Genomic DNA, 13,105 nt, shown 5'->3' on the forward strand with positions numbered 1-13,105 from the left:
GTCCGAATTGCTGAGAGACGTCACCCATCGGTCCCTGGACGGCACTCGCGTGCGGTTCCGCGGCGCGTACGAGCTGGACCGTCCCACCACCTCGGTCGCGCGGATCGCCGACGGCGGCCGGCTGCACGAGATCTCCAGCGGCACCAAGGCCGACGCCCGGGCGTGGGCCGAGGACATCGGCGTCGAGCGCTTCCACCAGGAGTACCGGATCCAGGGCGGGCGGCTGCGGATCGGCCGTACCTCCGCCCGGGACCCCGAGACCCGCGTCGCCGACCCGGTGCTCGCCGCCGTCTGGGAGGGCCGCAGGCACGCGGTCTTCACGCACCTCTACCACGGGGTCCCGGCCGACGCGATCGAGTTCTTCGGCACCCTGCGGCTGACCGAGCACGACGACGGCGTCACCGCGCAGCCACGCGGCCGCGCGGCCCGTCCCGACCCCGCCGACCTGGTCAAGGAGGTCCCCGGGCTCGGCCTGCTGGAGATCACCGCGCTGAACGGGCGGACCCGGCGGCGGCTGCCGCCCTGGCGCGGCGCCCAGGTCGCGGGCGGCGAACTCTTCCAGGACACCGTCGAGGGGCAGGGCCCGTACTTCCTGCTCGCCACCCGCGCCCTGCTGGTGACCGTGCTGCCGGAGGAGGACCGGGTGCGCGAGGTCCCGGGGCGGCTCGCCGGGCTGGCGGTCGAGGCGGTCCGGTGAGCGGACTGCTCGCGGGCGTGGGCGCGATCGCGGTCCCGCTCGTCCTGCTGGGCTCCCTGGCCGGCCACCTGCGCCGTCCCGGCCTGCTCGGCTCCGCGCTGCGCGCCCAGCGGACGCTGCCGGCGTTCCTGATCAGGCCCGTCGCGGTCCTCGTCCCGGCCGCCGAGGCGGTCCTGGGCCTGGCCGCCGCGACCGGCCTGCTGCTCGGACGCGACGATCTGCTGCGCGGCGCCCTGGGGTGCACCGCCGTCCTGCTGGCCTCGTACGCCGCGTACAGCCTCCACGTCACCCGTACCCGGCCTGCCGCACCCTGCGGCTGCGCGGGAGACCTCGACTCCCCTATGACGATCTGGGTGGCCGTACGGGCCGCCGCGCTCGCGCTGCCGGCGGCCGTCGGCGCGTTCGCCGCCCTTCCGTCCGGCGGTGGCGCCGAGACCGCGATGACCGTCCTGGCGGGGCTGACCTTCGCCGTGCTCCTCTGGACGCTTCCGCGGGCGATGAACGAACAGACGAACCAGCAACTCGAGATGAACGAGCAGATGAACGAGCAGATGAACCAGCAACTCGAGGGGAGAACCGCGGCATGAGCTTCCAGACCAGCGCGCTGCTGCTCTCGTGGGTCGCGATCCTGCTGCTGTCCCTGGTGGTCGCCGGGCTCGTACGGCAGGTGCACGCGCTCGGCCAGAGCCCATCGGAGCGCCGCCGCGCGCTCGGCCTGCCGCCCGGCTCGGCCGCGCCCGCGTTCGACCGGCTCGGCCCGGGGCTGCTGCTCTTCCTCGACCGCGACTGCGGGGTGTGCGCCGAGGTCCTGGAGTCGGTCGAGGGCCTGGAGTCGGTCGAGGGCCAAGGGGCGGTCGAGGGCCCGGTCACGGCGATCTTCTCCGGGCCCGCGCCCGACGGCTCGCCCGCAACGGTGCTCACCCATGAGCAGGACGGCCTGTTCGCCGACTACCGGGTACCCGCCACCCCGTTCGCCGTGATCGTGGACGCCTCCGGCCGCATCCGTACCGCGGAGCCGGCCGGCTCGCCCGAGGTACTCCGTGAGCTATTGGAACCGGGGCGGGTTGAGGTGGGAACAGGTCCGGGGCGGGGTGAGGCGGGAACAGACACAGGGCGGGTTGAGGCGGGAATCGAACCGGAGGGAACGCGATGATCGAGCTTGAGGACATCCCGCCGCTGAACGGCCCCCGTCCCGCGGGGGCCGAACGGGTCCGGCGGCGCCGCGAGACTCCGCGCACGCGGGTGGGCCGCCGCAGCGTCCTGTCGGGGATCGCCGCCACCGGCGCCGCCGTGGGCCTCAACGCGCTCGGCGTCTTCCCGCCCGCCCGCAAGGCCATCGCCGCCGGGTACAGCATGCGCGGCTACTACGACATCTACGGGCGCTGCCCGTCGTACGCGGCCAACCACAACTGCTCGCCCGGCTGCGGGCCGAGCCTGGTCTGCTCGGTGTGCTGCCGTACGAGCGGCAAGTACAAGGGCTTCCACAAGTCGGGCGTCTCCGACCCGGGCCGCTACAAGCTCCGCCCCGGCCAGTGCTACGGCAGTGGCTGGGACGGCTGGCTCTGGTCGTACTCCAAGAGTTGCGGCAGCTGCTCGAAGGGCGTCACCTGGCGCTGCCACGACGGCTGGAAGAAGTCCAAGAAGGGCAACTGGTACAAGACCATCTGCCGCAAGGCGACCTCGTGCCTCAACTGACGGCCGGGCGCCTCCGCCGGGGCCTCACCGAACCGCTCCTGCCCGTCGCCGCGCTCGCCCTCCTGGCCGTGGCCTCGGCCGCCCTGGAGGCGACCGTCCTGTGCTGGGCCTCGGTGGGCGCGATGGCCGGCTACGCGCTCTCGGGCTCCGTTTGAACGCGTAACAGCGAGTCGGTGCTGTTCTCGCCAGGTTGGCGGGCCCACGTACGGCAGGGCGAGATCCTCGCCGTTTTCACCCTCGGCCTCTTGCTGGGGGGCACCCTGAGCGGAACGGTCGTCTGGCTGCTGTCGGGCCTCACCGCCCCGCTCCCCTCGTACGCGCGCACGTCGGCGATCCTGCTCATCGCCGTACTGGGCGCGGCCCGCGAACTCGGCCTCTTCCCCTTGCCGCTGCCGCAGAACGCCCGCCAGATCCCGCAGGAGGTCCTGCAGTTCCGCATGCGCCGGGGCTCGCTGCAGTTCGGCTTCGAGTTGGGAACGGGCGTACGCACCTACGTCTCCGCGTCCGCCCCGTACGTCCTGGCCCTGTGCCTGCTCCTCAGCAGGCACGCCCTCATCCCCACACTCCTGGCCGGAACCGCCTTCGGCCTGGGGCGAGCCCTCAGCGCCGCCCTGACCTACGCCTCCCAGGACCCCGGCCGCGCCGCCACCATCACCCATCGCATGCCTTGGATCAAGAACACCACCGCCCTGACCATCCCCACCGCCCTGGCCCTCCTCCTGCTGAACGGCGGGAACCCTCCGGGTGGCTGAGACGTCTCTATGGGCGGATCGCTCGCTTTGAGGAAGGCTCACCCGTGCTGTTGCCGCCGCTGCTGATGGCCGTGGCGGACCTCGTCTCCGGGCAGAGCCTGGCGGTGGGCGTGGGCACGCTCGCGGTGGCAGGGCTGCTCCTGCTGGTGGCCACGCCCCTTGCTGTACGGCACGATCACCGCGCCTCACCGGCCCGTGTCCGCACGACGTTGCGCGAGCGTACGTTGCGCATGGCCTTCCTGCCTCAGCGCGATCCGGACGCGGCGGGACGGCCGCGCCCGAGAGCCCCGGGACCGGAGATCGCAGTTCGCTGATCGATCTCCATCTCCCCGGAAGGCCTTCTCATGTTCCTGCTCGATGTCCCTGTTTCGGCTGCCCATGACCTGGTCAGCTCGCTGGCCGGGGCGCTGGACGCCCTCGGTGAGCCGTCCACTGCCGCTGCCATCGTCCTGTTCACGGCGGCCGTACGGCTGCTGCTCCTCCCGCTGGCCGTCGCCCAAGCGCGCGCGGAACGGACCCGTACACGACTCCTCCCCCAGCTTCAGGCACTGCAGAAGAAGCACGCCAAGGATCCGCAACAGCTCCGCAAGGCGACGGCCGATCTGTACGCGGCAGAGGGGGCGTCGCCCCTGGCGGGGTGCCTGCCCGGTCTAGCGCAGTGGCCGTTCTTCGCGGTCATGTATCAACTCTTCGTGTCCGCCACTGTGGCCGGACATCAGAACCTGCTGCTCACGCACACGCTGCTGGGCGCACCCCTCGGGCAGAACCTGCTGAGCGTGGGGCTGTTCTCCTCTGGGGCCCTGGTGTTCGCGGGGCTCCTGGTGCTGCTCGCGCTGGTGGCGTGGTGGTCGTCGCGGCGGGTGACCGTCACGGGGCCGATGGGGAACGTGGCGCGGCTGCTGCCGTTCGGGACCGTGGCGGTGGCGGCGTTCGTACCGCTGGCGGCGGGGCTCTACCTGCTGGCCTCGACCACCTGGGCGGCTTCGGAACGCGCCATCTTGCATCGCCGTATCGTCGCGATCCCTTGACGCAGCGTCCGGGCCACGGGTTCGATGGCAACCGAACCACGTTCGGATCTGAAGGGACGGGCATGGCGACCGAGATACGGGACACGGCCGGCGTCGACCTCTCGGACCTGGAGTTCTGGTCCCTGCCGCCGCGCGAGCGCGAGCGGGCGTTCGCGCGGCTGCGCGGGCTGGACCATCCGGCGTTCTTCCCCGAGCTCAAGCTGCCGTTCATCAAGCACGGGCCGGGCTACTACGCGCTGGCCCGCCATGCCGACGTGGTCGAGGCCAGCCGCAACCCGCAGGTGTTCAGCAGCGAACCGTGCTCCAACAGCATCGCCGACCTGCCCCGCTACATGGCGCGCTACTTCGGCTCGATGATCAACATGGACGACCCCCGGCATGCCAAGATCCGGCGGATCGTCTCGCGGGCGTTCACCCCACGGGTGCTGGCCAAGCTGGAGACCGACCTGCAGGCCTCCGCGACCCGGATCGTGACCGGCCTGGACGGGCCGGGCGACTTCGTCACCGACGTCGCCGCCCGGCTGCCCGTCCAGGTCATCTGCGACATGATGGGCATCCCCGAGCCGCTCCGGCCGATGGTGTACGAGCGGACGAACACGATCCTGGGCCTGGGCGATCCGGAGTACACCGGAGGGCGGCAGTACACCGACGGCATCACCCGTACCGGCGTCCTGTACGGGCTCGCGGCCGGGATGGCCGCCGGGTACGAGCTGAACCACCTGGCGATGAAGCTCGCCAGGCGGCGGCGCCGGCAGCCCGGGGACGACCTGGTCTCGGCCCTGATCAGCGCCAACGTCGACGGCGAGTCGCTGACCGACCAGGAGATCGGCTCGTTCTTCATCCTGCTGGTCGTGGCCGGCAACGAGACCACCCGCAACGCGATGTCGCACGGCCTCAAGCTGCTGACCGACAATCCCGAGCAGCGGGAGTTGCTGATGGCCGACTTCGACGGCCGGATCGGCGGCGCGGTGGAGGAGATCGTCCGGATGGCGACGCCGGTGATCCAGTTCCGCCGCACCGTGACCCGCGAGCACGAGATGAACGGCCACACCTACCGGCCGGGCGACAAGGTCCTGCTGTTCTACAACTCGGCCAACCGCGACGAGGCCGTCTTCCCCGACCCCGACACGTTCGACATCACCCGCTCGCCGAACCCGCACGTGGGGTTCGGCGGCCCGGGACCGCACTTCTGCCTGGGCGCCAACCTGGCCCGGCAGGAGATCACCGTGATGTTCCGCGAGCTGTTCACGCGGGTCCCCGAGATCCGTTCCACGGGACGGCCCGACCGGCTCTTCTCCAACTTCATCAACGGCATCAAGCACCTGCCGTTCGCGTACTAGCGCGGTGACCACCTACGTTCCCCGGCTCCCGGCCGGCGCTCTCTTCGTTGACTCGTGGCGTGTTCGCCCCTGGCGTCGCTCTTGGAGGCTAACACGCCACGAGTCAACCTGAGGCGGCGGTGAAGGTCGTGGTCACCGCACCGGCGCGTACGTCAGGCGAACAACGCCTCTGAAAGGCGGGCTCGGTGGTGGCGGGGGGATCCGAGCAGCACCTGGGAGCTCTTGGCCCGCTTGTAGTACAGGTGGGCGTCGTGCTCCCACGTGAACCCGATGCCGCCGTGCAGGAGCAGGTGGTCCTTGGCGACCTGGAAGTAGGCCCGGCCCATGTACGACCCGGCCAGCGCCGCCGCGACGGGCAGCTCCTCGGGGCTCTCGTCGGCGGCCCAGGCGGCGTACCGGACGATCGACTCGGCCTGTTCGAGCGTGCACTGCATGTCGGCGAGCTTGTGCTTGACGCCCTGGAACGATCCGACGAAACGGCCGAACTGCACGCGCAGCTTGGCGTACTCGACGATCGTGTCCAGGCAGCGGCGGAGCCCGCCGAGCTGCTCGGCCGCGAGCGCCACGGTGGCCAGGTCCAGGGCCCGCCGGATCCCGTCGGCCCCCTCCCCGCCGGCCCGGACCCCGTCGGCCCGAACCCCGCCGACAGAGCCGATCCGCCGCGCCGGCGTGCCCGCGAACTCGAGCCGGGCCTCCGGCCGGGTCAGGTCGAGGGTCGTCAGCGGCGTGCGGGTGAGGCCCTCGGCGCCTGACTCGACCGCGTAGAGCCCGTCCTCGGCCGCGATCAGGATCAGGCCGGCGTCCGCCCCGTTCAGAACGTGCGGGACGGAACCGTGCAGCTTGCCGTCACGTACCTCCGGTGCCGGGCCATCACCCGGCACGGCGAAGGTGGCGACGGTGGTGCCCGCCGCGATCCCGGGCAGGTACGCCTTGCGCGCCTCCTGGTCGCCGGCCTCCAGCAGCACGTTCGCCGCCAGGACCGCCGAGGCGAAGAACGGCGCGGGCGTGAGCGCGGCGCCCAGTTCCTCCAGGACCGCCGAGACCTCGCCGTGCCCGGCGCCGGCGCCGCCGTGCTCCTCGGGGATCGCCAGCCCGGTCAGGCCCAGCTCGCCCGACATCCGCTCCCAGACCCGGGGGTCGTACGGCTCGGGCGACTCGGCGATCTCCCGGACCCGGGCCATCGGCGCGGTACCGGCCAGGAAGGACCGGACCGAGGACGCCAGCTCCCGCTGGTCGTCGGTCATGATCAGCTTCACTTGCCCGCCTCCTTCGCCTGGGTGCCGACCTTGAGATCGCGGAACGGCACCGTCCGGTCGACCTGCGGCTCGCGCGGCAGGCCGAGCACGCGGTCGCCGATGATGTTGCGCATGATCTCGTTGGTACCGCCGCCCAGCGCCATCCCGGGCGCGAACGCCAGCGCCCGCGCGATCCGGCCGTCCTCGTCGTAGGCGACGGCGTCGGCGCCGAGGATCTCGCTCGCCGCGTCGGCACTGGACATGGTCAGCTCGGCCAGCAGCAGCTTGGCGATCGAGCCCCGGGCGCCCGGCTGGAGCCCGGCGTGGACCTCCTGCGACAGCCGCGCGTTGAACAGGTCGAACGCGCGTTCCTGCAGGTAGAGGTCCAGCAACTGGTCGCGGACGGCGGCGTCGTCCAGCAGCCCCCGCTCGCGCGCGGCCTTGGTCATCTTCTCGAACGAGGCGGGCCGTTCGGTCCGGGTCGCGCCCATCCCGATCGAGACCCGCTCGTGCAGCAGCGTGGTGACCGCGGCCGACCAGCCGCCGTTCACCTCGCCCACCACCTGGTCCGGCGCGACCCGCACGTCATCGAAGAAGATCTCGTTGAAGTGCGCGTCGCCGGTCATGTCGCGCAGCGGCCGTACGGTGACGCCCGGGTCGTGCATGTCGATGACGAACATCGTGATGCCCTGGTGCTTGGGCAGGTCCGCGTCGGTCCGGGCGATCAGCAGTCCGAAGTCGGCCTGCTTGGCGACCGACGTCCACACCTTCTGCCCGTTGACGATCCAGGCGTCCCCGTCCAGGACGGCGCGGGTCTGCAGCGAGGCCACGTCCGATCCGGCGCCCGGCTCGGAGAACATCTGGCACCAGATCTCCTCGCCGCGCAGCAGCGGCCGGATGTAGCGGCGCTTGTGCTCCTCGGTCCCGATCGACAGCAGCGTGGGCCCGCACATGCCCAGGCCGATGCCGAACGCCCCGACCGGCAGCGTGAAGTCGCGGGAGGCCTGCTGGAACGCGCGCTCCTCCGCCGCGCTCAGCCCCTGCCCGCCGTACTCCGACGGCCAGGTGATGCCGGAGTACCCGGCGTCGTACAGCCCGGCCATGAACGTACGGGCGGTGGCGAGGTCGGTCTCGCGCGGCAGGTCGCGCGCGTTGGCCTCGAGCCAGGCGCGGGCCTCGCGCCCGTACTCGTCCAGATCCGTCACGGGGCGGCTCCTCCGGAGACGACGATGTCAGCGGCTGCTTACGCTAGCGCGCCGCAACCCGAATGTCATTCGGTAGAGCCGCCCGATCAGGACGGCCGGGTCAGGACGGCTGGGTCAGGGCACGGGCGCCAGCGTGACGGTCACCGTCAGATCGTCCGGGGTCTCCTTCAGGGTCAGGTCGGCGATGCGCCCGGCGGCGACCAGGTCGGTACGGGCGATGCGGGACGTGGCGGACCCCTGCACGGCGGCGTGCGAGACGTCCGCGCGCATCGACGCCTTGGCCGCGGACTTGGCCTTGCGGACCTGGCGCAGCGCCTCGGCGGTGGCGGCCAGCACGTCCGGGTCACCGCCGGCGGGAAGCTCCGACGCCCGCGGCCAGGAGGCGAGATGGACCGAGCCCTCACGCCACCAGGACCAGACCTCCTCGGTCACGAACGGCAGGACGGGCGCGAACAGCCGCAGGAGGGCGGACAGGGCCGTACGGAGCGCGGCACGGGCCGACTGCGCCTCCGGGCCGTCACCGTAGGCGCGGGTCTTGACCAGCTCCAGGTAGTCGTCGCAGAACTCCCAGAAGAACCGCTCGGTGCGTTCGAGGGCACGGGCGTAGTCGTAGCCCTCGAACGCCTCGGTCGCCTCGGTCGCGACGGCGCCCAGCGCGGCCAGCATCGACAGGTCGATGGGCTCGGTGACCGGGGCGTCCGCGGCGACGTCGCCCAGCCCCAGCACGAACTTCGAGGCGTTCAGGATCTTGATGGCGAGCCGCCGGCCGACCTTGATCTGGCCGGTGTCGAACGCGGTGTCGGTGCCCGGGCGGCCGTTGGCCGACCAGTAGCGGACCGCGTCGGAGCCGTACTCCTTCAGCAGCCCGACAGGGGTGACGACGTTGCCCTTGGACTTGGACATCTTCTTGCGGTCCGGATCGAGGATCCAGCCCGACAACGCGGTGTCGGTCCACGGCAGCGAGCCGTGCTCCTGATGGGCGCGGACGATCGTGGCGAACAGCCAGGTGCGGATGATGTCGTGGCCCTGCGGGCGCAGGTCGTACGGGAAGACGCGGGCGAACAGGTCGGGGTCGCGCTCCCAGCCGCCCGCGATCTGCGGGGTGAGCGACGAGGTCGCCCAGGTGTCCATCACGTCGGTGTCGCCGGTGAAGCCCCCCGGCTCGCCGCGCTGGTCCTCGGTGAAGCCGGGCGCGGGCTCCGACGACGGATCGACCGGAAGGGACGCCTCCTGCGCGACGATCGGGTCGTCGTAGAGCGGCTCGCCGGAGTCGTCCAGCCGGTACCAGACCGGGAACGGGACACCGAAGAACCGCTGCCGGGAGATCAGCCAGTCGCCGTTGAGGCCCTCGACCCAGTTGTCGTAGCGGGCCCGCATGTACGAGGGATGCCAGGCCAGCTCGCCGCCGCGGGCGAGCATCCGGTCGCGCAGCGCGCGGTCGCGCCCGCCGTTGCGGATGTACCACTGCCGGGTGGTGACGATCTCGAGGGGCTTGCTGCCCTTCTCGTAGAACTTGACCGGCCGGACGATCGCGCGCGGCTCGCCGTCCAGGTCACCGGACTCGCGCAGCAGCTCGGCGATGCGCTCCTTGGCGGAGAAGACGGTCTTGCCGGCCAGCTCCGCGTACGGCCCGGCCGGGACCCCGGCGGGCGGCTCGGCGGCCAGCCGGCCGTCCCAGCCGATGATCGGCCGGGTCGGCAGGTCCAGCTCGCGCCACCAGGTGACGTCGGTGGTGTCGCCGAACGTGCAGATCATCGCGATCCCGGTGCCCTTGTCAGGCTCGGCCAGCCGGTGCGGCAGGATCGGGACCTCGACGCCGAACAGCGGCGTGCGGGCCGTGGTGCCGAACAACTCCTTGTACCGCTCGTCGTCGGGGTGGGCGACCAGCGCGACGCAGGCAGGCAGCAGTTCCGGCCGCGTCGTCTCGATGTAGACCGGCCGGTCCTGCCCAAGGAACCGGAGCTTGTAGAACGCGCCCGGCTGGTCGCGGTCCTCCAGCTCCGCCTGCGCGACGGCGGTACGGAACGTGACGTCCCAGAGCGTGGGCGCCTCCGAGCCGTACGCCTCGCCCCGCGCCAGGTTGCGCAGGAACGCCCGCTGCGAGGCGACGCGGGAGTGGTTCCCGATCGTCGTGTAGAGCAGGCTCCAGTCGACCGAGAGCCCGACCCGGCGCCACATCTCCTCGAACGCCTGCTCGTCGACCTCGGTGAGCCGCTCGCACAGCTCGATGAAGTTGCGCCGGCTGACCGAGACCTGGCGTTTGGGATCGGGCTTGGCCGGCGGCTCGAAGCCGGGGTCGTACGGCAGCGCGGGCTCGCAGCGGACGCCGAAGTGGTTCTGGACGCGGCGCTCGGTGGCCAGGCCGTTGTCGTCCCAGCCGATCGGGTAGAAGACCGCGCGCCCGCGCATCCGCTGGTAGCGCGCGATGGCGTCGGTGTGGGTGTAGGAGAAGACGTGGCCGACGTGCAGCGATCCGCTGACCGTGGGCGGCGGGGTGTCGATCGAGTAGACCTCGGCGCGTGGCCGGGTCCGGTCGAAGCGGTACGTGCCGGCGTCGTCCCAGCGGCGTACCCACTTGTCCTCCAAGCCGTCCAGGGTGGGCTTGGCGGGAACTTCGGGTGTACGTGGCTGAGCGGTCATGCGCCAATGCTAGTAACAGCCGGGACGCCCGCACGCCGATTGAACCGCGCACGGCGAAGGTCATCGAGCCGATGCCGGTCCGGTAGCGTCGGAGGCACGTGGACGACGGAAGGACGATCATGGCGGACAGAGGCGACCTCGGCTGGCGGGTCACGGCCGGCGCCGCGGCCTTCGCGGGCGGCTTCGTCGCCAAGAAGGCGATCGCGCTCGCCTGGAAGAAGAGCACCGGCAAGGAGCCGCCGACCAACCCCGAATCCCCCGACGTCGCGCTCAAGGAGGCGATCGGCTGGGTCGTCGTCATGGGCATCGGCATGGAGGTGGCGCGGCTGCTGGCCACCCGGGCGGCGGCGAAGCAGTGGGCCAAGGGAACGGGCGAGCTCCCCTCGCAGCTGAAGGCCGAGGTCTGACCGAGGCGAAGGTCTGACCGAGCAAACGCTCGGTATCGTGGTCGGTCCCGCATCACGAAGGGACCGGCCACGATGCTCTCCGGGCAAGATCAGCGTTTCCCGGACAAGATCAGCGTTCACCGAGCAAGGTCGGCGCTCCCCCCGGGCAGGGTCAGCTCTTGCCGCCCCTGCCTGCGCGCCCCTTGCCCTGGCGGCCCTTGCGCTCGCCGGGGCCGATCACGGGGAGGGGACCCGGGAGCGCGCCGGGGGACGCCAGGTTGGGCGACAGGTCCCTGCGGACGGCGGCGGCGAGGCTCTTGGTCGCGGTGCGGTTGAGCACCGCACCGGCGGCCGCGCCGGTCAGGAACGGGCCGAGCGTGCTCATGCTGCGGCCGAACGTCCTGAGCAGCCGCTTGCGCAGGGCGGACTTGGCCGCCGAGCCGAGCGCGCTGGTGAACGAGCCGGCCTCCAGGGGGTTGAGGCCGCGCTGCCTGGCCCAGGAGGTGAGGAACGCGGCGCCCCGGGCGGTGCCCGAGCCGTCCACCCGCACCCCGTACACCTCGTGCAGTTCGGCGATCATCTTGACCTCGATCGCCGCCACCACCAGCGTCTCGGCCGCCAGCTGCGCCGGGGCGGTGAGCAGCAGGGGCGGGGCGGCGAACTCGGCCGCGGCCAGCGCACCGCCGGCCGCGCCCACCGCTGTGGTGGCGTTGCCCGCGACGCGGACCACGCTGTCTGCCAGCTCCTCGCCGGTCAGGCCGTGGTGGTGCTCGCTCAGCGTCCGCGCGTCCCGGATCGGGATGTGCGGAGCCGCGGCGACGAGCAGCTCGGTCAGCCAGCGGCCGCGCGCCACGCCCGAGGCGCCCGCCTGGCGCGCGTGCCTGCCCAGCAACCTGGTCAGCCGGCCCAGCAGGCGGCCACGGGACTCGCCGTCCAGCCCCTCGTCGCCGGAGAGCCGGCCGATCAGCGCGCCGATCTCGGCCGAGTCGCCGCCCTCCACCGGTTCGCCCTCCAGCGGGCCGCCCTCCACCGGGATGAGGTCCGCGCCGCGCTCCTGCTCCTGCTCGTGCTCCGCGCCGCGTACCTCGTCCCGTTCCCCGTCATGCTCCGCGTCGCGTTCCTCGTGGCGTTCGAGATCTCCCGTCACCGGCCGCTCCGATCGCTGCCTCTACTTTCCTTTAGGACACACTTCCCAGCCTCCCGCCGTGCCGCTGGGCGGGCCCTGGCCCTCCCGTGTTCCAGAAGCAGGTGTTCCAGAAGCACGCGTTCCAGAAGCACGCGTTCCCGAGGCAAGGGCGCTTCAGAAACACGGGTGCTCCAGAAGCACGCCTACTCCAGAGGCACGGGTCAGGAGGTCAGGCGGCGCATTCGCGGCAGACCGGCCGGCCGTTCTTCTCCGTGGCCAGCTGGCTGCGGTGGTGCACCAGGAAGCAGCGTGTGCAGGTGAACTCGTCGGCCTGCCGCGGGACGACGCGGAAGGTCAGCTCCTCGTTCGACAGGTCGGCGCCCGGAAGCTCGGCGACCTCGCCGGCGTCCAGGTCCTCGTCGATGATGCTCGCCGCCTTGTCGGCCCGGCGAGCCTGGAGCTCCTGGAGGCTGTCCTCGTTGAGGTCGTCATCCGTCTTACGTGGACTGTCGTAGTCGGTCGCCATCTTCTATCTCCATCCCCCTCAGTGCTTTATGCGCCCCGTCGCGCGGATCTAACGCACGGGGGACCGTTCTTGTGCCCGATCCGGGCGGGAAATTCTGTCACGGGCGGTGGTGTACGACACACGAGGCGCGACGGGCCCCTGTGGTGACACCGAACACCCGAAACCATCCCCGCCTATGTGTCGTATGTCACATATCCGGACGAAGGTCACGACGTTGATCTGGGTCGGAACGCGTGCCGCGGGATGCCGCGGCGGCCGGGATCATATCGGTCCCGGGCGGCTTGCGCGCGGCGACCCGGCCGTGGGCGGCCACTCGGGAAGATCGATCGGCCGCGAGGCGAACCAGCCGCGGCGGTGAAACGTCAGAAGTAACGCGATATCGTGCCCGCCTGAGGTCGTAAGAAACGGGCCCCACTGTACGGGCGGCCCGGGGCACGCGAGAACGGCCGGCGGGGGGCCGGTGTCACACCGGACC

At 71.7% G+C, this 13,105-nt stretch carries 15 protein-coding genes; 10 read left to right on the top strand and 5 right to left on the bottom strand.

The features are described from left to right. Positions 1-7 precede the first annotated feature (7 nt). From ACH34Q_RS08365 to ACH34Q_RS08405, 9 genes are all read left to right on the top strand, one after another. Positions 8-697, top strand: coding sequence for a hypothetical protein (locus ACH34Q_RS08365; RefSeq protein WP_395982205.1), 690 nt, complete (start codon positions 8-10; stop codon positions 695-697). Beyond that, entirely contained in the window at positions 694-1,284 is a 591-nt protein-coding gene (locus ACH34Q_RS08370; RefSeq protein WP_395982206.1) for a MauE/DoxX family redox-associated membrane protein, read from the top strand. Before ACH34Q_RS08365 ends, ACH34Q_RS08370 begins: the two co-directional genes overlap by 4 nt. Continuing rightward, complete coding sequence (locus ACH34Q_RS08375; RefSeq protein ID WP_395982207.1) at positions 1,281-1,850, top strand: hypothetical protein; 570 nt, start codon at positions 1,281-1,283, stop codon at positions 1,848-1,850. Before ACH34Q_RS08370 ends, ACH34Q_RS08375 begins: the two co-directional genes overlap by 4 nt. Then, positions 1,847-2,392: a hypothetical protein gene (locus tag ACH34Q_RS08380; RefSeq protein WP_395982208.1), complete on the top strand. Its 546-nt coding sequence runs from the start codon at positions 1,847-1,849 to the stop codon at positions 2,390-2,392. The genes ACH34Q_RS08375 and ACH34Q_RS08380 overlap by 4 nt, the downstream gene beginning before the upstream one ends. After that, a complete protein-coding gene (locus tag ACH34Q_RS08385) occupies positions 2,380-2,547 on the top strand; it encodes a hypothetical protein (RefSeq protein WP_395982209.1) in 168 nt (55 codons plus the stop codon). The genes ACH34Q_RS08380 and ACH34Q_RS08385 overlap by 13 nt, the downstream gene beginning before the upstream one ends. Positions 2,548-2,637: 90 nt before the next feature. After that, on the top strand, positions 2,638-3,144 hold the full coding sequence (locus ACH34Q_RS08390; RefSeq protein ID WP_395982210.1) for a hypothetical protein: 507 nt from the start codon (positions 2,638-2,640) through the stop codon (positions 3,142-3,144). A 44-nt stretch (positions 3,145-3,188) separates the two neighbouring features. Next, entirely contained in the window at positions 3,189-3,458 is a 270-nt protein-coding gene (locus ACH34Q_RS08395; protein WP_395982211.1) for a DUF6412 domain-containing protein, read from the top strand. Positions 3,459-3,488: 30 nt separating this feature from the next. Next, the gene (locus ACH34Q_RS08400; RefSeq protein ID WP_395982212.1) at positions 3,489-4,172 is read left to right on the top strand and encodes a YidC/Oxa1 family membrane protein insertase; all 684 of its coding nucleotides are present in this window, start codon (positions 3,489-3,491) and stop codon (positions 4,170-4,172) included. A gap of 62 nt (positions 4,173-4,234) precedes the next feature. Next, the gene (locus ACH34Q_RS08405) at positions 4,235-5,512 is read left to right on the top strand and encodes a cytochrome P450 (RefSeq protein ID WP_395982213.1); all 1,278 of its coding nucleotides are present in this window, start codon (positions 4,235-4,237) and stop codon (positions 5,510-5,512) included. 152 nt (positions 5,513-5,664) lie between these two features. On the opposite strand, the gene ACH34Q_RS08410 is transcribed toward ACH34Q_RS08405, so the two are convergent. From ACH34Q_RS08410 to valS, 3 genes are all read right to left on the bottom strand, one after another. Continuing rightward, a complete protein-coding gene (locus ACH34Q_RS08410; RefSeq protein ID WP_395982214.1) occupies positions 5,665-6,768 on the bottom strand; it encodes an acyl-CoA dehydrogenase family protein in 1,104 nt (367 codons plus the stop codon). Further along, entirely contained in the window at positions 6,765-7,952 is a 1,188-nt protein-coding gene (locus tag ACH34Q_RS08415) for an acyl-CoA dehydrogenase family protein (RefSeq protein ID WP_395982215.1), read from the bottom strand. Before ACH34Q_RS08415 ends, ACH34Q_RS08410 begins: the two co-directional genes overlap by 4 nt. 114 nt (positions 7,953-8,066) lie before the next feature. Then, positions 8,067-10,592 (bottom strand): valine--tRNA ligase, encoded by a 2,526-nt coding sequence (valS, locus tag ACH34Q_RS08420; RefSeq protein ID WP_395982216.1) that lies wholly within the window; start codon positions 10,590-10,592, stop codon positions 8,067-8,069. Positions 10,593-10,711: 119 nt separating this feature from the next. Between valS and ACH34Q_RS08425 the strand changes: the two genes are divergently transcribed. Further along, positions 10,712-10,999, top strand: coding sequence for a DUF4235 domain-containing protein (locus ACH34Q_RS08425; protein WP_395982217.1), 288 nt, complete (start codon positions 10,712-10,714; stop codon positions 10,997-10,999). 151 nt (positions 11,000-11,150) lie between these two features. Here ACH34Q_RS08425 and ACH34Q_RS08430 read toward each other — a convergent pair whose 3' ends face one another. Together ACH34Q_RS08430 and ACH34Q_RS08435 are read right to left on the bottom strand one after the other, a co-directional pair. After that, a complete protein-coding gene (locus tag ACH34Q_RS08430) occupies positions 11,151-12,125 on the bottom strand; it encodes a hypothetical protein (RefSeq protein WP_395982218.1) in 975 nt (324 codons plus the stop codon). A 208-nt stretch (positions 12,126-12,333) separates the two neighbouring features. Further along, positions 12,334-12,630, bottom strand: coding sequence for a DUF4193 domain-containing protein (locus ACH34Q_RS08435; protein ID WP_395982219.1), 297 nt, complete (start codon positions 12,628-12,630; stop codon positions 12,334-12,336). Between the last annotated feature and the right edge of the window lie 475 nt (positions 12,631-13,105).

The sequence above is a fragment of the Actinomadura sp. 9N407 genome, from assembly GCF_044326315.1.
In the GTDB taxonomy this organism is placed as follows: domain Bacteria; phylum Actinomycetota; class Actinomycetes; order Streptosporangiales; family Streptosporangiaceae; genus Spirillospora.